Source organism: Chryseobacterium sp. Y16C, assembly GCF_022488405.1.
In the GTDB taxonomy this organism is placed as follows: Bacteria; Bacteroidota; Bacteroidia; order Flavobacteriales; family Weeksellaceae; genus Chryseobacterium; species Chryseobacterium geocarposphaerae.
In genome coordinates this window covers 1,532,710-1,552,635 of the sequence record NZ_CP092711.1, presented here as the reverse complement: position 1 = coordinate 1,552,635, position 19,926 = coordinate 1,532,710, and the positions used below count along the sequence as shown (strand labels likewise).

Below are 19,926 nucleotides of genomic sequence, written 5' to 3'. Positions count from 1 at the left end.
TTTTAAGATTTAAACTCTGTATTTCCAAGCTGTCTTTTGGTGGCCAAAATTTCGGCAGGAGTTCGGGGAATCCGGAGATTCTCCTTTATCCTTACCATCCGGTAAAAATTGTAAGCAAAAATGAGATGGGAAATCCACATAAATGTTCCGCCGATTGCTCTCCACAGCCAGAAAGGAAACATATTGATAACTCCGTCTATAAAAGGTTTTTTCTTAATCCACATCAGGCCGGTCTGTGTTCCCCCTATCATAAGAGCAATCACGTACATCAATAATCCGATCAGGGCTAACCAAAAATGAATACCAACCAATAATTTGGGTGGTTCTTTTCCTGTAAGTCTCGGAATTAGCGTGTAAGAAAATCCCCAGATCATAAAGGTGATAATTCCGTACATGGTAAGATGTGAATGTGAAACGGTAAAATCTGTAAAATGCCACAGAAGATTTGTGTACCGGAAAGCTTCTACAGTTCCCTGAAACGAACCTGTAAAATAAAAGATGATAGCCATGAAATAAAAAGGCAGGGTATAGCTGGTCTTTAGCTGATACCACGCTCCGTTAAAGGTCAGAAGAAAATTGGTGGTTCCTGCTGCAACGGGAATCAGCATTCCCATGCTGGCAATAATAGCGGTGGTCTGCAGTCTCCAGGGAATGGCGCTGAAAATAAAATGATGTGTTCCAATCAAAGTATAGAACAAAATGTGGGTCCAGAATGCCAATGCTCCAAGACTGTAAGAGTAGATAGGCTTATTAAGCTGTTGGGGAAGAAAATAATACATCAGACCGAGATTGATCATCATAAACCACATACCGATCGCCTGATGCATATAATATCCCTGGGTAATGGTTTCTCCGACGCCGTTCTGCCATACAGGAATATAACCTACTAAAATAACGACCACAATGAACATAAAGCCGGAAATAATATACCAGTTTGAAATATAAATTTCTTTAACAATTCTTTTGGCAACAGGCTTAAAAAGATGATGTGTCGAGGTAGCTACTCCTATTCCAAAGGTGATCATAATAGGCCAAATATATTCACGGTATTCTCCTCCGCCATTATTAATTCCTGAAAGCAACGATATTGTTCCGGCAAGAACGGCAGTATTCATGAGAATTAATGAAACATATCCCTGTTTAATATTATAATTTTCAATATTGCTGACCCTGGTTACAACGTAATAGGATAGCCCAACCATCGCAAGAGAAGCCCATCCCCAGAATACAGCATTGGTATGTGCCGGACGGAGCCTTCCGAAGCTTAGCCAGCTCGTGTGCTCAACATCAGGAGCTACATATTTTATTCCGGCATACAATCCGAAAGAGGTCCCTATAAGAAGCCAAAATATGGCAGTTCCTAAAAACCAGAGAATAAGCCGGGTAAGCTCCGGAGATACATAATTAAGAAAAGATGAGGTTCTCCTTTTAGTAGGAAAAAAACGAAATTCTTCTACCGAATTAATATTCCGGATGACTCCCTTTTCATCAGTAGCAGGAACATGTCCGGAAAGTTGATTTTCAGGCTGCTGAAAATCAAGCTCTTTTTCTCTTCGTTCATATTCATTAAGTTCTTCAGGGCTGAGATTTTTTATTTTTTTTTGAATTTCTGAATATTCTTTTCTTCGTAATATCTGGGAATAGACGGATAAAAACTTCAGCACAACGATAACCAGACCAGCAATAATGATGATCAGCAGTAAAACAATGGTAATCTGAATTCCGGGCTGATTAAATAATGAGGTTTCTGCCATAACGAAATAGTATAGAAGGTACGGAGAGTTTCTAAATCATAGGTGCCTTTGAGAGATAGAGCATCAATTTCGTTTTCATAATAAGAAAAACGTGGGCGAATTCCTATTTACTGTTTTTAATGGAATCTACATCGTAAGAGACACTATCCATAGGAAGTGTCTGATCCCCGGAATCAGGCGTTATAGGAGCAGTACCCGAAACCATGCTGTCTCCTGTATTTAAACTGTCAATGTTGGTAGCTCTGGGTTGGGGATCTTTGGTACAGCTGACAAAAGTAAGACAGCACGTAAATACCATGAATAAGAATAATGATTTCATAACTATATTTTTTTGGTGTTGATCAAAGATAGAAATTGAAAGAAATGTAGTTTTATGACTGGCGTCATATCAGACCGAATTGTTTTTTATGGATTAAAAAGTAAACAATATGATTGGAATCATTTTTTTTAAATTTTTTATGTAGGAAATTTATTTGATGAATTTTAATAGAAAAAATTTATGAACGGAGTGATCATACAATACTTTCATTGGTACCATTCTGGTGAACTGTGGAATGAATTTTCAGAAAACGTACAGTATTTAAAAGACTTGGGATTTACGGCTGTTTGGCTGCCTCCGGCAATGAAATGTAGCTTAGGAAAAGAAGGAAGAGGGTATGATGTTTATGATTTGTATGATTTAGGCGAATTTGATCAGAAAGGAGGAATCGCAACTAAATATGGGACAAAGGATGAATATCTTAATGCAATAAAAGTAGCGCAAAAAGCGGGAATTTCTGTCTATGCTGATATTGTACTCAACCACAGAATGGGAGGAGATGAAGAAGAAGAGATCACCATACACGAAGCAAATAGTGAAAATCGGAATGAAATAATTGATGATCCCATCCAGGCAACTGCATATACCAAGTTCACATTTCCTGCCAGACAAGGAAAATATTCTGGTTTTATATGGAATTACATGTGCTTTAGCGGTATAGATATTATTAATAAAGATGGAGAAGAGCGAAAAGGGATCTTTAAGATTCACAATGGATATAGTACCGAATGGGCGAAAGATGTAAGTTATCAGCTGGGCAATTATGATTATCTGATGGGCGCAGATGTAGAATATCGGAATCCTGAGGTAGTAAAGGAAATGAAAAACTGGATAAAATGGTATCTGGAAACAACTGGAGTAGATGGTTTTCGTTTAGATGCTTTAAAGCATATTTCTTCAGATTTTTTACAAGACTGGATTTCCTATATAAAGAATGAGCTCAAAGCCGATTGTTATATATTAGGTGAATTTTGGAAAGATGAAGCGGAGAAAATAGCCTTTTTTTCAGATCATATGAATGATCTGGTTTCTTGTTTCGATGCGCCTTTGCATTATAATTTTTTTACAGCCTCAAAAGAAGGAAAATATTATGATCTTAGCCAGATTTTGAAAGGAAGTTTCCTGGAGAAAAAGCCCGTATTTTCCGTCTCCTTCGTAGAAAATCATGATACCCAGCAGCTACAGGCTCTGGAGTCTTCAGTTCAAAACTGGTTCAAGCCAATCGCTTATGCAATTATTTTATTATCAGAAGAGGCATATCCATGCGTATTTTATCCGGATCTTTTTGGGGCAGAATATACCGATATGAAAGATGGAGAAGAAATAAATATCGTTATCCCAAAAGTAGAAATTTTACCAAAGCTATTAAAGGTAAGGCAATACTTTGCCTATGGGGAACAGGTAAATTATTTTGATCACCCGAATTGTATTGCATGGGTGAGAAGAGGAACTCCGGACAACCCCGGTTGTGTTGTCATATTATCCAATAGTGAAGATGGATACAAAGAAATTGATTTAGGAACACAGCATTCCAATACCATATATATTGATTTTTTGGAACAAAGAAAAGAGCAGGTAAAGACGGACGAAACCGGAAAAGCTGTTTTTTGTGTCAACCCGCCTCGGTCTCCGTTTGGGTTAAAAAAGAGTAGATAATACTAATAATATATTTTTCTGTTTTCTATTTTTAAAATCTTTTCCTTTTCCATTTTCTTAATGGTCCGGATTACCGTTTCTATTCTAAGCCCCGTAAGGTTTGCTATTTGACGACGGGTAAAGGGAACTAAAATGAACGCTTGGGAATGGCAGAATTATAGCCTTTCACATAATCCATGAGTGCCCTGATTTTATATGCAGGATTTGAAGAAGTAATGCTAAACAGCATCAGATATTTGTAATACAACCTGTCCGATAAGCATTTGAACATGTCAGAAGATACTTTTTTATTTTCGTTGACCAGGTTAAGGAAATCCGATTTTGAAAGTTTTATAATGCGACACTCTGTGGTAGCTATAGCATTCATGGGATAAGGCTGGTCACTAAAAAGCAGAGATTCTCCAAAACTTTGACCGTCAGAAAGAATATTTTGTGTAAATTCTTTTCCGTCTTCATGATAATTGTTTAATTCAACATTACCATTCACAATCTGAAAATAAAATTTCGGCTGGCTTCCTTCACTAAAAATAACTGTATTAGCAGGGTAGGTCTCGTATTCGCCACCGAAAGCTATTAAAAGATCTTCACTGATAATCATATGTTAATGTTTTGTAGGTGGTTTTTAAGGGGATTAGTGTTGTACTTATCAAAAAATAAGCCAAATAGTTGGAAATAAAGTAAGCTGAAATATATTATGAGCATGGGGTAATAAAAAGAAATGATGAGCGGTTCTGAAAAAATGAAGGGTTGACCGTCAAAATTTCCAAAGGGAACCGATAATGATGATAATGTATCCAATTATGACTCCAGTCATAGTGAAAAAAATCAGCCTGTTGTAATTTTGAGTAACAATAGATGTCAGAATATAGCGACACACCAGTATCACACCAAAACATTAAAATATGAAAGCAGCAGTTATTCATTCACCAGGAGTCATTACATGCGATACCGTAGATGACCCAATGATTAAAGAATCTCATGATATCATTCTGAAAGTTACTTCAACGGCTATTTGCGGAAGTGATCTCCATATGTATTCCGGAGGTATTCCCCAGGCAAGACCTATGGTAATGGGGCACGAATTTATGGGTATCGTGGAAGAAGTAGGGCAGCATATTACCAATCTCAAAGTGGGAGATAGAGTAGTAGTTCCGTTTCCCATCTCATGCGGAACTTGTTTTTTCTGTCAACATGATCTTCCGACAGCCTGTGAACGCAGCAATCCTGAACACTATGGACCGGAAGGAGGAATACTGACGGATAAAGGCGGTGCTCTTTTTGGGTACTCAGATCTGTATGGAGGATATGATGGAGGACAGGCTCAATATGTAAGAGTGCCGTATGCACATATTGGCCCAAGAAAAGTACCGGAAAATCTTACTGATGAGCAGGTATTATTTCTTACAGACATTTTTCCTACAGGCTATACCGGGGTTATGTGGGGCGAATTAAAAGGTGGTGAGACAGTGGCAATATTTGGTGCAGGACCTGTTGGATCAATGGCGGCCAAAACTGCTATTCTGCACAATGCAAAAAAAGTAATCGTTATTGATACCCAACAATACAGATTAGATAAAATTAAAGCATTAACAGGCTGTGATATCATTTTATGGGAAGATGCAGATCATGTAGTTCAGCAGATCCGGGATATGACTGACGGAAGAGGAGCAGATCTCTGCATTGAAGCAGTAGGCTTTGAACCCGACAGAGATTTTATAGACAGAGCTAAAGCAGTTTTAAACTTTGAAAAAGGTTCCATTAAGGTATTGGAAGCCTGTATGAGTGCTGTAAGACGTGGCGGAATTGTCTCTGTTCTTGGCGTGTATCCTGTTAATTACGACAATTTCAAGTTAGGGCAGATATTTGACAAAGGAATTACGGTGAAAGCAGGACAATGTAATGTTCATGCCATTATCGACCAGTTGATGGATCATGTGGTAAATGGACGTGTAAAGCTAGACGATATTATAACGCACAGACTGTCGTTGGATGAGGTTGCCAAAGGATATGAAATATTCGATAAAAAGTTAGACGGCTGTGTCAAAGTAGTTCTTGATCCCTGGAAAAATTAAAATTTGAAAAAATATTCACCCACATTAAAATAAAAAATATGGAACGTAAAAATCAATATGCCCTTATTACAGGGGCAACCAGCGGAATCGGCTATGAATTGGCAAAGCTATTTGCAAAAAATGGGTACGACCTTGTAATTGTTGCCCGTAATCATGATGAACTAAAAGAGAAAGCAGATGAGTTCAAAAGTTTTGGAGGCAATGTAATCACAATGGCCAAAAATCTTTTCCTGCAGGATGATGTCTTTTCATTGTATTCGGAACTGAAATTAAACGGAATTAGCCCGGAAATTCTTGTTAATGATGCGGGTCAGGGCGTATATGGCAAGTTTCAGGAAACGGATATCCATCGGGAGGTTGATATTATTAATTTAAACATTGTTTCTGTTATTATACTGACTAAGCTGTTTTTAAAAGATCGGTTATCAAAAGGATCCGGGAAAATTCTCAATCTCGCTTCAGTAGCCAGTAAAGCTCCGGGACCATGGCATTCGGTATATCATGGGACAAAAGCATTTGTTTTATCGTGGTCTGAAGCCATTAGAGAAGAACTGATCGACTCAGGTATTACCGTTACAGCATTATTGCCAGGTCCTACAGATACTGATTTCTTTAATAAAGCTGATATGAATGAAAGTAAAATTTTGGAAGATCCGGGCAACCTTGCTTCCCCTGAAGAGGTAGCCCTTGATGGATATAATGCCCTTATGAACGGTGATGATAAGATAATTTCAGGATTTAAAAACAAATTATCTGTAGCTATGACCAATATGTCCACAGACAGTATGGCAGCACACAGAATGGGAGAAATGCAGAAGCCTGTTAACAAGACATAAGACAATTATGCTGAAAATCATTTTTTAGCTGAAATGAAAAACACCAATACTTTTTGAACTCAGGTTCAGATATATTGTTTTCTAAATGAACACTATTTGTTATTTAAGTTTTATCCATTGCATATGAAAAAGCACATTGTCATTGTTGGCGGAGGATTTGCCGGGATCAATCTGGTGAAATCTTTGGTAAACGATAATAGATTTATAATAACATTAGTAGATAAGAATAATTACCATTTTTTTCCGCCGCTTATCTACCAGGTTGCCACTTCTTTCATTGAAGCTTCTAATATCAGCTATCCGTTCAGAAGATTGTTTTCCAACTATAAAAATGTACAATTTTATATGGGAAGTCTGGTAAAAGTAGTTCCGGAAACAAAAAATATAGAAACAGATAACGGAAAACTGGATTATGACTATTTGGTTCTGGCATTAGGTACAGAATCTAATTTCTTTGGAATGGAAAATGTTCAGAAATGTGCATTGCCCATGAAAACAATTGATGAAGCCTTGTATCTGAGAAACTATATTCTGCTGACCCTTGAGGAAGCGGCAAGGAATAAAAGCATTAAAGAAGCTCCAAAGCTGCAGAATATAGTAATCGCCGGTGGTGGTCCTACCGGAGTGGAGCTTGCGGGAATGATCGCGGAAATGGGACAGTATATTGCGGAAAAAGAATATCCTGAAATTAACCGGAGTTTTTCCAATATCTATCTTATTGATGCTCTTCCGGTTCTGCTGTCTCCTATGAGTAAGATTGCACAGGAAGCCGCTTATACTAAATTGCAAAAATTGGGAGTTAAAATTATTTTAAATGTGGCTGTTAAAGACTATACCGATGCAAAAGTAATATTGGCAGACGGAAGGGTTATCGAAACAGAAACATTAATATGGACTTCAGGAGTAATCGGAAGGGAAGTAAAAGGTCTCCCCGAGGAAAGTATAGGAAAGGGAAGAAGAATTTTAGTAGACGCATACAATAAAGTTCAGGGATTAGATAATGTATATGCTGTAGGAGATATTTGTCTGCAAATGACAGAAAAAACATATCCTAAAGGTCACCCTCAGTTGGCACAAGTAGCCATTCAGCAAGGGAAAAATTTAGGAAAAAATTTGAAGAGAATTGAAGACGAAAAGGTTTTAGTTCCTTTTAGGTATAATGATAAGGGAAGTATGGCAATTATTTCAAAATTCAATGCGGTTGTGGACCTTCCTAAATTTTCTTTTAAAGGGTTTCCGGCCTGGCTTACCTGGCTTTTTATTCATATTATTCCTCTGGTAGGCTTTCGTAATAAAATTCGATTGGCCTTTGACTGGTTAAGGCTTTTTATAACAAATAATCCTTCTATTAGGTTGATTTTAAGACCTAAAAAAAGTAATACTTAAAGAAAATTCCCAACAAGAATGTTGAGAAAAAACATACAGCATAAAACTTTAATTAATAAGCTTTGCATAAAAAAAGGCATAAAATATGCAGATAGTAATTGTATAATTAAAAAATTGACAGTTATGAGAAGTATATTATGGTTAGTAGCAGTCATTTGTATTGCTGTATGGCTTTTAGGAATGTTAGGGGTAATACCGGGGATAAGTACTGGATATTTGGTACACATATTACTGGTAATTGCTATAATTGTGGTTTTATATAATATCATTACTGGTAGAAAACCTCTGGATTAAGATCTTTCATTACATAAGTAATGAGTTTACTTTTATTTATGTTTAAATCCCCCTCCTTAAAAAGAGGGGGATGATGGAAAAAAATGTGAATGAAAGGTAGCTAAAGATAAAAAGAAACTTTTCCTGTAAGTATGATTCAAGTCACATACTCTACAAAATCATACTTTCCAAAAATATTTTTTATTCTTCTTCTTTGGAGGTATCTCTATTGCGAGAATTCCTCAGTTTTTCATAAAATTTGTGAATCTGATCCAGTTCTTCCTCCGTTAAATCTTCTATATCTACAATACGATTATTGGCATTTTCGTGTGCTGCAACAAGTTCGTTCAGTTTAATCTGGATTGCTTTTGAATCTTTATTCTGGGCTTTCTGAATCAGAAATACCATAAGGAAAGTTACAATGGTTGTCCCGGTATTGATCACCATTTGCCATACTTCGGAAAATTTGAAAAACGGCCCTGTAGCGGCCCATATAATTACCAGTAGACTTGCCCCGATGAATGCGCCCGGACTTCCTGCAAAGTATGCAGCCTGATCAGCAAATCGATCAAAAAAATTCTTTTTCATAATCTAATGTGAATTTTACAATAATTTTTAACCCTAAATTCGGGAAGAATTATCATAAAAAATATGATCTCAATCACTGTGATCAAAAAAGAATATCCAGGTTCTTGTAGAATTTCTATTCCAGAGATTCGAATGCACACGTGGAAGTGAGGGGAAGAGGAAATTAAAGGTAGAAGAAGTGACTGTCAATTAGAAGCGTAAAAATTAAAGAAATAATATCTTAATATTGAAAGCTTAATAGGCTTGGAAAAACAATATTTTCCTTTGAAATTTAAGAAGAGCTGATCAGATCCAGACTTTTTAACTGGTCCAATATAAGAGCAACAACCGCTGAGGTTCTATGACGGTCATTAAAATCGATCCATTCAAAAGATTCTATCTCGCTTGAAGCTTGAAGTGTACCTGAATATTCTGCAAAATAGCATGTCATTCTTACCAGAATATCTTCATCTTTACCATCAGCCGGAGCTTCAAAGGTATCAAAATAGCGTATCGAATCTTCTTTGATTTCAACGTTGAGCTCCTCCATGATTTCTCTTTTCAGGCATTCAGTATCAGACTCATTGGGCTCTCTTTTGCCACCCGGTAAATAGAGTTTTGATTTCAGTTTGGAAAGTGCGGTAAGAACTTTTTTGTCAGAAATGCTGATCAATGCTACTTTATCAATAATCTTATTTTGCATAGAGTAAATTTAATGAATAAATATTTAAGGATGACAGGATGGTTATACTGCTTTTTTGCCCAAATAATTAATCAGGTTTTAATATTTTTTAATTATAGAAAATAATAAATGTAAAACCTTGGATAATCCCTGAAAAATTGCCGTTTTTTAAAATATTGTAAGTATTTTTGAAATCAAACGACGCGTAACTCATAATTCATTCTAACTTCTATGATTTTAATTGTTGATGACAATCAAAGTAACCTGTATTCTCTACAAAAATTACTTGAATCCAAGGATTTCAAAGTTGAAACAGCCGGTTCCGGTGAAGAGGCACTTGGTAAAGCATTAAAAAACGATTATGCTTTAATTATTTTAGATGTTCAGATGCCGGACATGGATGGTTTTGAAGTGGCAGAATCATTATCAGGATATAGCAAAACAAAAGATATTCCCATTATATTTCTGTCTGCTGTAAACACGGATAAAAAATTTATCACACGTGGTTATGCCTCCGGAGCCAAAGACTATGTGACCAAGCCCGTAGATCCGGAAATACTTTTACTGAAGGTAAAAACTTTCTATAATCTCCAGGAGCAGAATATCGCTATGAAAAAAACGCAGCAGAACCTTGAGCTGGAAGTGAAAGGAAGAAGGGAATCGCAGGTCACGATGAAATCTCAGATCGATCATTTCCATTTAATGCTTGAATCTCTTCCCCAGATTGCATTTACACTCAATGAAGACGGAATTGTTGATTTTGTGAATGGTAAATGGTATCAGTATTCAGAAAACGAACAGAATTTCCCGGAAAGTCATCCTGATGATGCTAATATTAGAGAAGAATTTGAAAGATGTAAAAGAAAAGGAAAAGCTCTTGAACTGGAGGTTAGAATCAAAAATATTATATCTCTTGATTATCGTTATCATTTGTTGAGGGTAACTCCGGTATACGATGAACACCGGATTAAAAACTGGGTCGGAACTTTTACGGATATTGATGACCAGAAGAAGATAGAAAAGGAAAAAGATGAATTTTTAAGTATTGCAAGTCATGAATTAAAAACTCCTTTAACCAGCATTAAAGCCTATGTACAGCTCTTAGAAAGAAAGCTGAAGCTTGATAAAGAAAGTTCAGAAGCGGGATTTGTAACCAAGCTTCAGGGCCAGATTGAAAAGTTAAATGCACTTATTACGGATCTGCTGGATGTTTCCAAAATTGAAAACGGAAAATTAAAGATTAATAAAAAGCCCGTAAACCTGGAAACCGTTATCAGTAACGCTATTGATACCATTCAGCAAACCCATGAGGAACGAAAAGTGAAGATTGAACGCGAAGGGGTGAAGCCGGATATTTTAATTCCTTTGGATGAAATTCGTATAGAACAGGTACTGATCAATTTCCTGACGAATGCCATAAAGTATTCTCCCCATAACAATCAGGTGATTATTACAACTTTTGTGGATGAAGAAGCACAGGAAGTAAGAGTAAGTGTAACCGACTTTGGAATCGGAATTCCTGATTTTAAACAGGATGCCGTATTTAAAAAGTTTTATCGTGTGGAAGAATCTTCACTCCAGTTTCAGGGAATGGGTATAGGATTGTTCATCTGTTCCGAAATCATTAAACAACATCATGGGACTGTTGGGGTCTCGAGCGTTTTAAATGAGGGCTCTACCTTTTATTTCACCTTACCATTAAATTAGTTTTATGCCAAAAAAAATTATACGAAATCTCCAGTTTGGAGTAGGCCTTTCACTATTGATTTTGATAGCCAGTTCACTCGCTTCCTACTGGAGTATCCAGAACCAGATGAATCATCGGGAGAATCTTTCCAAAAGCAGGTTGGCAATGACAGCAGTAAAAGATGTCTTGGTATCCTTACTGGATGCAGAAACAGGAAACCGAGGTTATCAGCTGACCGGAAGAGAAGATTTTCTTGAGCCTTACAAGAGGGGCATGAGAGAATATCCTAAAGCTATGGTTCGCGCAGAATCATTGGGCCTGGATGATAAGAACCAGCAGGACAGGCTTAATAGCTTAAAAGTTTCAGTTAATCAGGTAACAGATAATCTGAAATATTTGGTTGAACAGAGGCGGAGAGGTAATATAATGACTCAGCAACAAATCGTTACGAGTAAAGATTATATGGACCAGTGCCGTAAAATTGTCAATGATTTTGTACAGTATGAAGAGAGCCAGCTTGAAATTAAAAATAAAGACCTAAACCGTTCATCCAATACTACTGTTCTTTTCATTCTTTTTTCTGCTATAGCTGCTGTGGTAGTCACTGCATTCTTCTATATTAAAATGAGAGCAGATCTTATCAGAAGAGATAAGCTAGAAAGAATGCTCAAGGAAAAAGACCAGGAAATGACACGTCGTGTAAGTGCTATCCAGAGGATTGCCAATAGAGTAGCTAACGGTGATTATACCGAAAAGGTTGTTGATAATGCAGGAGGTGACCTTGGCGATCTTGCAGAATCTCTCAATTACATGACCGAATCTTTAAAAAATTCTTTTGAAAAAATTAATAAAAGTGACTGGAGACAGAAGGGACTCGCTTTACTCAATGAATCTCTTGTTGGGAACAAGTCGGTGAAAGAGGTTTCTAATAGGGCTTTAAAGCAATTGATAGAATATGGTAAATGTATCAATGGTTCTTTGTATTTGTATGATGAAGGCGTTTTAAAACTTAATAAAGCATTCGGGTTGGAAGCCAATATGAAAAAGACTTTCGAGCCAGGAGAAGGAATGGTTGGCCAAGCTTTTATTAACGCTAAAACTCAGGTCTATAATAATCTTCATGAAGATGATTTTGTCGTAACTTTTGCCAGCAGTACGATCAAAATCTATGGAATTATATTGCTCCCAATCTTTGCAGACGGGCACATAATAGGTGTGTTGGAGCTTGGATCCACGTCTAACTTTGAAGAGGACAGAATTGCCTATTTTGAAGAATGTTGTGTAAACATCGGAATTGCACTGAGCGCCGCAAGAGGCAGAGAAAAAGAACAGCAGCTGTTGGAAGAAACCCAGGCTCAGTCTGAAGAGCTTATGGTTCAACATTCCGAACTCGAGAATCTGAATACGGAACTGGAAGCTCAGACTCAGAAACTTCAGGCTTCGGAAGAGGAATTAAAAGTACAGCAGGAAGAACTGATGCAGGCAAATGTTGAGCTGGAAGAACGTTCAAGGTTGCTGGAAGAAAAAAATCATCTGATTGCCGAACGTAATAATGAGATTCAGAAAAAAGTAGAGGAGCTGGCTTTAAGCACCAAATACAAGTCTGAATTCTTAGCCAATATGTCGCATGAATTGCGTACTCCTCTTAATTCGATCCTTCTTTTATCAAGATTAATGGCCGAAAACCCGGAAAAAAACCTTAATGAAGACCAGGTAGAATCAGCTAAGGTTATTCAAAGTTCCGGTACGAGTTTATTAACATTGATTGATGAAATTCTTGATTTGGCCAAGATAGAATCCGGTAAGATGACTCTTGAATATCAGGATGTGTATATTGAAGAGGTGGTTAAAGATTTGAAAAGTCTTTTCAATCCTGTATTTCAGGAAAAACGTCTTCCGTTTAAAATTCAGATTGAACCCGATGTTCAAAAGGTTATTGAGGGAGACCGCCTTCGTATCGATCAGGTATTAAGAAATCTTTTGTCCAATGCTTTGAAATTTACATCCCAAGGAAGTATTGATTTACATATCAGAAACCATTCTGAAAAACCTGGGTTTATCATTTTCTCTGTGAAAGATACTGGAGTAGGGATTGCAAAAGACAAACAGAAAATCATCTTTGAAGCATTCCAACAGGCGGATGGATCTACAAAAAGAAAATTCGGAGGTACAGGATTAGGGTTATCAATAAGCCGCGAAATAGCAAAACTTCTCGGAGGCGAACTTACTTTGCAGAGTGAGCTTAATAAAGGAAGTGAATTCAGCTTTATTATTCCTGTGAATGCTGTACCTGAAAACAGGCAGGTTGAAACAGAAAATGATTTGGTAGAGATTATCCGTGAGGATGTTGAAGAAATTCAACATATACTTGATGAAACCGGAATAGACACAGCTCAGGTAAGTAAGCTTGAAATTCCTGAAGATGTAGAGGACGACAGAGAAAATATTAAGGATGGGGATAAAGTAATTCTGATTATCGAAGATGATATCAATTTTGCGAAAGCTTTATTAAAATATGCCCATTTACAGGATTATAAAGGTGTTGTTGTGGTAAGAGGAGATCAAGGGCTTTCAGCTGCTCAGAAGTTTAAGCCAAATGCCATCTTATTGGATGTTCAGCTTCCTGTAAAAGACGGATGGAAGGTGATGGATGAGCTAAAATCTCATACAGAGACCAGACATATTCCGGTGCATATGATGTCTGTTTTGCACGTTAAAAAAGAAAGTCTAATGAAAGGTGCGGTTGACTTCATCAGTAAACCGGTAGCTCTTGATAAAATGACCGATGTATTTAGAAAAATTGAAGAAGCTTTAAAAAAGGGCCCTCAAAAAGTTCTTATTGTTGAAGAAAATGCCAAACATGCCAGTGCATTATCTTATTATCTGAGTAATTTTAATATTTCTCTTTCTGTAGAGCACAATGTAGAAGACAGTGTCAAAGCGTTGACTTCCAATCAAGCTGATTGCGTTATTCTGGACATCGGAAGCTTAAAAGGAAATAAATACCAGGTAATAGAATCCATAAAAAGTTATGAAGGCTTGGAGAATCTTCCGATTATTATTTTTACGGAACACAATTTATCAAAAGAAGAAGAATTGAAAATAAAGCAATATGCTGATTCTATTGTGGTAAAAACGGCGCATTCTTATCAAAGAATCTTGGATGAGGTGGGATTATTCTTACATTTGGTAGAAGAGAAAAACAACTCCGCTGAGAGTACCAGAGGAAAAGCTCTGGGATCTCTGACGGAAGTGCTAAGCGGGAAAAAAGTTCTTATCACGGATGATGATGTAAGAAATATCTTTTCTTTGACCAAAGCGCTGGAAAAATATAAAGTTGACGTTATTGTAGCAATGGATGGAAAGCATGCGCTTCAGCAGCTTCGTGACAATCCGGATATAGATGTTATTTTAATGGATATGATGATGCCTGAAATGGATGGCTATGAATCCATTATGGAAATCAGGAAAATACCGGCATTCAAAAAGCTACCTATTATCGCGGTGACTGCTAAATCCATGATTGGAGATCGTGAAAAATGTCTTAATGCAGGAGCTTCAGATTATATTTCAAAGCCGGTAGATATTGATCAGCTTTTGTCATTGCTTCGAGTATGGTTATATGAAAGTTAAACAGATAAAATTCTGATGAATAAGAAGATTTTAATAGTGGATGATGATCCACGTAATATATTTGCTTTAAAGCTAACCCTTAAAGCACGTGGTTATGCCGTTGAGACCTGTGCAATGGCTCAGGAAGCTTTCGATATTCTGAAGTCTGAATACGATTTTTCTGTTATTTTGATGGATATGATGATGCCCGAAATAGATGGCTATGAAGCCGTCAGAATAATAAGAAACACTCCTGAAATCAAAGATATTCCCATTATTGCAGTGACTGCACAGGCAATGCCTGAAGACCGTCAGAAATGTATTGAAGTGGGTGCGAATGATTATATCTCAAAGCCGATTGATGTAGATCTTTTGTTAACTGCAATAGAAAAACTTATCTAAATGCTGGAACCGAATATCATAAAAGATCAGGAGGTAGAATACCTTATTCATGATGTCTATGAGATGTATGGCTATGATTTTTCGGGCTACAGCAGAGCTTCCCTTAAAAGAAGAATGAATAGAATATGTCTCCTGGATAGGTTTACCAGCTTCGCAGAGCTCAGATATACGATTATGAATGAACCTGAATATATAACGCGTTTTGTAGAAGAAATCACTGTAAATGTCACAGAAATGTTCAGAGATCCTCTTTTTTTTAAAGCTTTAAGAGAAGACATATTACCGCAGCTTGGCACCTATCCGCTGATCAGGATATGGATTGCCGGCTGTTCAACAGGTGAAGAAGCCTATTCTATAGCCATTTTGCTGAAAGAAGCCGGGCTTTATCATAAATCTCTTATTTATGGTACGGACTTGAATCCTTCTGTTTTGGAAACGGCAAGAGCGGGTGTTTTTCCTTTACAGCAGATGAAACAGTATTCTGAGAATTATATGCTTTCAGGAGGAATTAAAGATTTTTCTACGTATTATACCGCTAATTATGATAGTGTGAGGTTTGACAAAAGTTTACAGGAAAAATTGATTTTATCTACCCATAATTTGGTCTCGGACAGCTCTTTTAACAGCTTTCAACTGATTATTTGCAGAAATGTTTTGATTTATTTTGACAGGGAATTACAGGAAAGAGTTTTCAATTTGTTTGATAATAGCTTGGAAAATCTGGGATTTTTGGCGCTGGGAGCGAAAGAAACCCTTAGGTTTTCTACTATAGAGAGGAACTATCATCAGGTCGAAGAACAGAAAATCTGGAAAAAAATTGATCATCATTAAATAAATTTAGAGATTGGAATCACAGGGTACCATAGAGTTAATTGTTATCGGAGGATCAGCAGGGAGTTTGCAGGTCATTATACAAATGATCAAAAATCTTGATGACACAGTAGATATTCCCATTGTACTGGTTGTTCATCGCAAAGCACAATCTGGTGATATTTTGCGTACCTTGCTGGAGCAGTTTACAAGAAAACCGGTTGTTGAAGTTGAGGACAAAACTGAGATTAAGAATAATGTCATATATATTGTTCCCGCAGACTATCATTTGCTGTTTGAAAGCAAAAAATATATGTCATTGGACAGTTCGGAGAAAATGAATTATTCCCGTCCTTCCATTGATGTTACTTTTAGAAGTGCGGCAGAAATTTATGGAAAAAATATGATAGGAATTCTTTTATCAGGGGCAAATGCTGATGGAACCGAAGGATTGAGCTACATAAAAAAGTATAAAGGAAAAATCTGGATCCAGGATCCTGAAACAGCAGAAGTGGATTATATGCCTAAGCATGCCATGGAAGAAATTGATTATGATCTCATCATAAGACCGGATAGTTTAGCGAATGATATCAATCAATTATAATATATCAAATGAATTAAACATAAAAATATGGAGAATAAGAAAATTTTAATATTTGATGATGATGCTGCTATTTTAGAAGTAGTTACTATCATCTTTGAAGAAAATGGCTACGAAGTCAGGATTTCGGAGACTTCACACGATATTCTTGAAAAAGTAGCTGAATGTAGACCGGATGTTATTTTAATGGATAACTGGATTCCGAAGATCGGAGGCGTGGAAGCTACCAAAATCCTTAAAAACAATGAAGAATTTAAGCATATTCCGGTGATCTACATGACAGCAAATAACAATATTGCTGCTCTGGCATCGGAAGCTTTGGCAGATGATTATATTTCAAAACCTTTTGATCTGGATGATCTTGAAGAAAAAGTGGCAAAATATATCATAGAACAAGTATAAAATGTCAAAATAAAAGGTAAATAGCAAACTGCTATTTACCTTTTATTTTTCATCGTTAATTTAACGAGCAATTTAAAAATTCATTAAAATGTTATTTAAAAATTTTAGTGATGATCTTTCCGATTTCTATAAAGTCAACATGATTTCCTACCGACCTTTTTTCAGTATTAGTATTGTCAAATTCAGAAAAAGGAAAAATAAGCAGATAATTTTTATCGATCAAATGTCTGTTCAGCAATTCAGGAATCAGTCTCATCTGAGGAATATAAGATCTCATTCCTCTTTTTGCCATAAAAATAATAAGCGCTTCGTTATCTCTCAGTTCCGTTGCCGTTTTTTCGCCATCTTTCCATTTATTTAGGATGATGAATTCCGCTTCAATATTGGCTTTTTTTATAATTCTCTGCAGGATTGCTATAATTTCTTCAGAAGCATAAAAAGTGATGGTTGCTCCGGAATTGCGTGCAATATTCCATACTCTGAGCAAAGCATGGAAAAATCCGGCTTCGCGGTGTGCATTCTCCGGAATCATAACAGCGTATCTTTTTATGGTAGATAAAGGTTGTGCGGCGTGGTAAACCATTACATTCACATCATCATTCTGTAGATATCCATTATAAAGATTATAGACAAAGGACGGAGAGAAGCCTTTATCATCTTCCAGCCCAATGATGAGGTCTGTAATATTTTGTTCTTTAATGACGTTGTTTATTCCGTTGATCACGTCATTATCATATCTTTTTAAAGACTGTATTTTTACATCTGCGGCAGCGGCAACATCAGTAGCCTGATGTAATAGTTTCTCGGCATTTTTTACGGACGATTCATTTTTATCTTCATTAATGACATTTAAAGCAAACAGGCTTTCCAGATTGGTAGGTGCTTTAATTAAAATCCCAAGATTAACCATTCTTTCCACTGTTGTTTCATAATTCAGTGCCAAAAGAATATTTTCCTGTTCGTGGCTGTTTCCGGATACGGTCTCTTCATTATCTTGCTCTGCAATTTTTTGTGCATTAGACATCGATATAAATGATGAAATAGTACATGAGATGAGAATTAATAGAATACTCCCATTTAAAACGTGTTCATTTAATAATCTGACGGGTTCTCCTGTTTCACTTTCAGAAAGAATAATGTTATATCCAACCATTACAGAAGCTAACGTGGCAGCAGCAGATGCGGAACTTAATCCGAAAATTAACAGACCTTCTTCTTTGCTAAGCCTGAAAGTTTTTTGGGTCATAACAGCAGAAAGATATTTTCCTCCTATAGATGCAATAAGCATAATTGCCGCCACTTCTAAAGTTTCCCAGCTTTTAAAAAAAACTTTAAAATCAATCAGCATTCCGACACTGATAAGGAAGAACGGAATGAATATCGCATTCCCTACAAATTCTACGCGGTTCATCAATGAAGAAGTATGCGGAATAAGCCTGTTCAAAGCCAGCCCCGCAAAGAATGCGCCTATGATTGCTTCAACGCCTGCAAATTCTGCTAATAGGGCAGCAAGGTAAATCATTACCAAAACAAAGATATATTGGGAAATTTTATCATCTACCTTTTTGAAAAACCATCGTCCGATAATCGGGAATATCAGCAGTACAACCAACGCAAATGCAATAAAAGAAACTGAAAGTTTGACCCAGAATTCTGTCTTAACATCTCCCTGAGACATTCCTACAATAATCGCAAGGACCAAGAGTGCTAGAATATCGGTAATCATTGTTCCGCCCACGGTGATGTTCACTGCGGAATTTTTTGATATCCCTAATTTGCTGACTAAAGGATAAGCTATTAACGTGTGTGATGAAAATAAACTTGCAAAAAGTATGGAAGTCAGTACCGAGAAATTCAGAATATAGACGCCTCCCAGATACCCTAAAATAAACGGTACAGTAAAGGTGTAGATTCCAAAAGTGAGACTTTTCCATTTATTTTTTTTAAAATCTCCCATATCTATTTCCAGACCCGCCAAAAACATGATATAAAGAAGCCCGGTTGTTCCGGTCACAACAATACTGCTGTCTCTTGCCAGAATATTGAATCCATTGGGACCAATAACTGCTCCGGCTATAATTAAACCCAATAAATGAGGAACTTTAATCTTATTCAATAAAAGTGGTGCTGCCAGAATAATGATAAGAACCAAAAGAAATTTCAGTACTGGATCTTCAACGGGAAGACTCGTATGTAGGGTAAGTAAAGTCATGAACATTTATTTTTTAGAACGTATCAGCTCAACTGAGAATTTTGCCATACAATTGTCAACAGCTATAGTTCTTGTTCCCCGGATTTTATCTGCCGAAATATCATTGAGCAAAACATTCATATCCACCTTTTTCTTAGCAGTAGAATCCGTTTTGAAATTAAGCTTGATCTCGTTATTCTCAAAATTACCGGAATATGATCTTACCAAATTATTATTGTTGATGATTTTTGTGAATAGCTGAATAGAGTCACTGGCAAATTCCCAAATATCGGTTCGTTGATCTCCGACAACATAATCGCTGCAGTTAGATTCAGTACAGACCACTTTTCCGGTCCATGACCCAGCAATACTATCAGGCCATTTAATAATTTTGATTGAATCTGCATGTTGTGTATTAAAAATGCTGTCTCTCATTTTCAGCAGAGCATTGTATTCTGCTTCCTTTTGGGCAAATAATTTTTCTTTTTCCAAGAGCTGCTGCTCTTTTAAAGCTAATTCTTTCGTTTTATCCTTGTTATTGCAGTTTACAAGCAACAATAAAAGAAGATTTAAAAATATTAGATTTTTCATAGAAGTACGTTGCTGCCTAAATATAAGAAAACTTACGGCTAAATCCAACTTACGTGAAATGAAAGAGTAAAGAAAGATGAAAATA

19 protein-coding genes are annotated in these 19,926 nt (G+C 36.5%); 11 read left to right on the top strand and 8 right to left on the bottom strand.

Going from position 1 to position 19,926, the window contains the following annotated elements:
* Positions 1-2: 2 nt before the first annotated feature.
* Positions 3-1,754, bottom strand: coding sequence for a cbb3-type cytochrome c oxidase subunit I (locus MKS83_RS06815; protein ID WP_240582519.1), 1,752 nt, complete (start codon positions 1,752-1,754; stop codon positions 3-5).
* Positions 1,755-1,857: 103 nt separating this feature from the next.
* The gene (locus MKS83_RS06810) at positions 1,858-2,073 is read right to left on the bottom strand and encodes a hypothetical protein (RefSeq protein ID WP_240582518.1); all 216 of its coding nucleotides are present in this window, start codon (positions 2,071-2,073) and stop codon (positions 1,858-1,860) included.
* 180 nt (positions 2,074-2,253) lie between these two features.
* On the opposite strand from MKS83_RS06810, the gene MKS83_RS06805 reads away from it, so the two are divergent.
* A complete protein-coding gene (locus MKS83_RS06805) occupies positions 2,254-3,729 on the top strand; it encodes an alpha-amylase (RefSeq protein ID WP_240582517.1) in 1,476 nt (491 codons plus the stop codon).
* Positions 3,730-3,731: 2 nt separating this feature from the next.
* Here the strand turns inward: MKS83_RS06805 and MKS83_RS06800 are convergent, their stop codons facing one another.
* A complete protein-coding gene (locus tag MKS83_RS06800; RefSeq protein WP_240583171.1) occupies positions 3,732-3,812 on the bottom strand; it encodes a hypothetical protein in 81 nt (26 codons plus the stop codon).
* 44 nt (positions 3,813-3,856) lie between these two features.
* A complete protein-coding gene (locus MKS83_RS06795) occupies positions 3,857-4,327 on the bottom strand; it encodes a Crp/Fnr family transcriptional regulator (RefSeq protein WP_240582516.1) in 471 nt (156 codons plus the stop codon).
* 304 nt (positions 4,328-4,631) lie between these two features.
* Between MKS83_RS06795 and MKS83_RS06790 the strand changes: the two genes are divergently transcribed.
* The 4 genes from MKS83_RS06790 to MKS83_RS06775 all read left to right on the top strand — a co-directional run bounded on the left by MKS83_RS06790 (position 4,632) and on the right by MKS83_RS06775 (position 8,317).
* Entirely contained in the window at positions 4,632-5,801 is a 1,170-nt protein-coding gene (locus MKS83_RS06790; protein ID WP_240582515.1) for a zinc-dependent alcohol dehydrogenase, read from the top strand.
* A gap of 38 nt (positions 5,802-5,839) precedes the next feature.
* Positions 5,840-6,637, top strand: a complete 798-nt coding sequence (locus tag MKS83_RS06785) for an SDR family NAD(P)-dependent oxidoreductase (protein WP_240582514.1) — start codon at positions 5,840-5,842, stop codon at positions 6,635-6,637.
* 123 nt (positions 6,638-6,760) lie between these two features.
* The gene (locus MKS83_RS06780; RefSeq protein ID WP_240582513.1) at positions 6,761-8,023 is read left to right on the top strand and encodes an NAD(P)/FAD-dependent oxidoreductase; all 1,263 of its coding nucleotides are present in this window, start codon (positions 6,761-6,763) and stop codon (positions 8,021-8,023) included.
* A gap of 123 nt (positions 8,024-8,146) precedes the next feature.
* Positions 8,147-8,317, top strand: coding sequence for a lmo0937 family membrane protein (locus MKS83_RS06775; protein WP_157798743.1), 171 nt, complete (start codon positions 8,147-8,149; stop codon positions 8,315-8,317).
* 180 nt (positions 8,318-8,497) lie between these two features.
* On the opposite strand, the gene MKS83_RS06770 is transcribed toward MKS83_RS06775, so the two are convergent.
* Together MKS83_RS06770 and MKS83_RS06765 are read right to left on the bottom strand one after the other, a co-directional pair.
* Positions 8,498-8,884: a low affinity iron permease family protein gene (locus MKS83_RS06770; RefSeq protein WP_240582512.1), complete on the bottom strand. Its 387-nt coding sequence runs from the start codon at positions 8,882-8,884 to the stop codon at positions 8,498-8,500.
* Between the two features lie 271 nt (positions 8,885-9,155).
* Positions 9,156-9,566, bottom strand: a complete 411-nt coding sequence (locus MKS83_RS06765; protein ID WP_240582511.1) for an NUDIX hydrolase — start codon at positions 9,564-9,566, stop codon at positions 9,156-9,158.
* Between the two features lie 210 nt (positions 9,567-9,776).
* Between MKS83_RS06765 and MKS83_RS06760 the strand changes: the two genes are divergently transcribed.
* The 6 genes from MKS83_RS06760 to MKS83_RS06735 are packed head-to-tail and all read left to right on the top strand — an operon-like array spanning position 9,777 to position 17,059.
* Positions 9,777-11,252 carry a response regulator gene (locus MKS83_RS06760; RefSeq protein ID WP_240582510.1) on the top strand — a complete coding sequence of 492 codons (1,476 nt, stop codon included), beginning with the start codon at positions 9,777-9,779 and terminating at the stop codon, positions 11,250-11,252.
* Positions 11,253-11,256: 4 nt separating this feature from the next.
* The gene (locus MKS83_RS06755) at positions 11,257-14,865 is read left to right on the top strand and encodes a response regulator (protein WP_240582509.1); all 3,609 of its coding nucleotides are present in this window, start codon (positions 11,257-11,259) and stop codon (positions 14,863-14,865) included.
* A 15-nt stretch (positions 14,866-14,880) separates the two neighbouring features.
* Positions 14,881-15,246, top strand: a complete 366-nt coding sequence (locus tag MKS83_RS06750) for a response regulator (protein ID WP_240582508.1) — start codon at positions 14,881-14,883, stop codon at positions 15,244-15,246.
* Complete coding sequence (locus MKS83_RS06745; protein ID WP_240582507.1) at positions 15,247-16,077, top strand: CheR family methyltransferase; 831 nt, start codon at positions 15,247-15,249, stop codon at positions 16,075-16,077. It begins immediately after the preceding gene.
* Positions 16,078-16,090: 13 nt separating this feature from the next.
* Positions 16,091-16,660 (top strand): chemotaxis protein CheB, encoded by a 570-nt coding sequence (locus MKS83_RS06740; protein ID WP_100376126.1) that lies wholly within the window; start codon positions 16,091-16,093, stop codon positions 16,658-16,660.
* Positions 16,661-16,687: 27 nt separating this feature from the next.
* Positions 16,688-17,059 carry a response regulator gene (locus tag MKS83_RS06735; protein WP_100376125.1) on the top strand — a complete coding sequence of 124 codons (372 nt, stop codon included), beginning with the start codon at positions 16,688-16,690 and terminating at the stop codon, positions 17,057-17,059.
* Between the two features lie 91 nt (positions 17,060-17,150).
* Here MKS83_RS06735 and MKS83_RS06730 read toward each other — a convergent pair whose 3' ends face one another.
* Positions 17,151-19,271 (bottom strand): cation:proton antiporter, encoded by a 2,121-nt coding sequence (locus MKS83_RS06730; RefSeq protein WP_240582506.1) that lies wholly within the window; start codon positions 19,269-19,271, stop codon positions 17,151-17,153.
* 6 nt (positions 19,272-19,277) lie between these two features.
* Positions 19,278-19,841 carry a hypothetical protein gene (locus tag MKS83_RS06725; protein WP_240582505.1) on the bottom strand — a complete coding sequence of 188 codons (564 nt, stop codon included), beginning with the start codon at positions 19,839-19,841 and terminating at the stop codon, positions 19,278-19,280.
* Between the last annotated feature and the right edge of the window lie 85 nt (positions 19,842-19,926).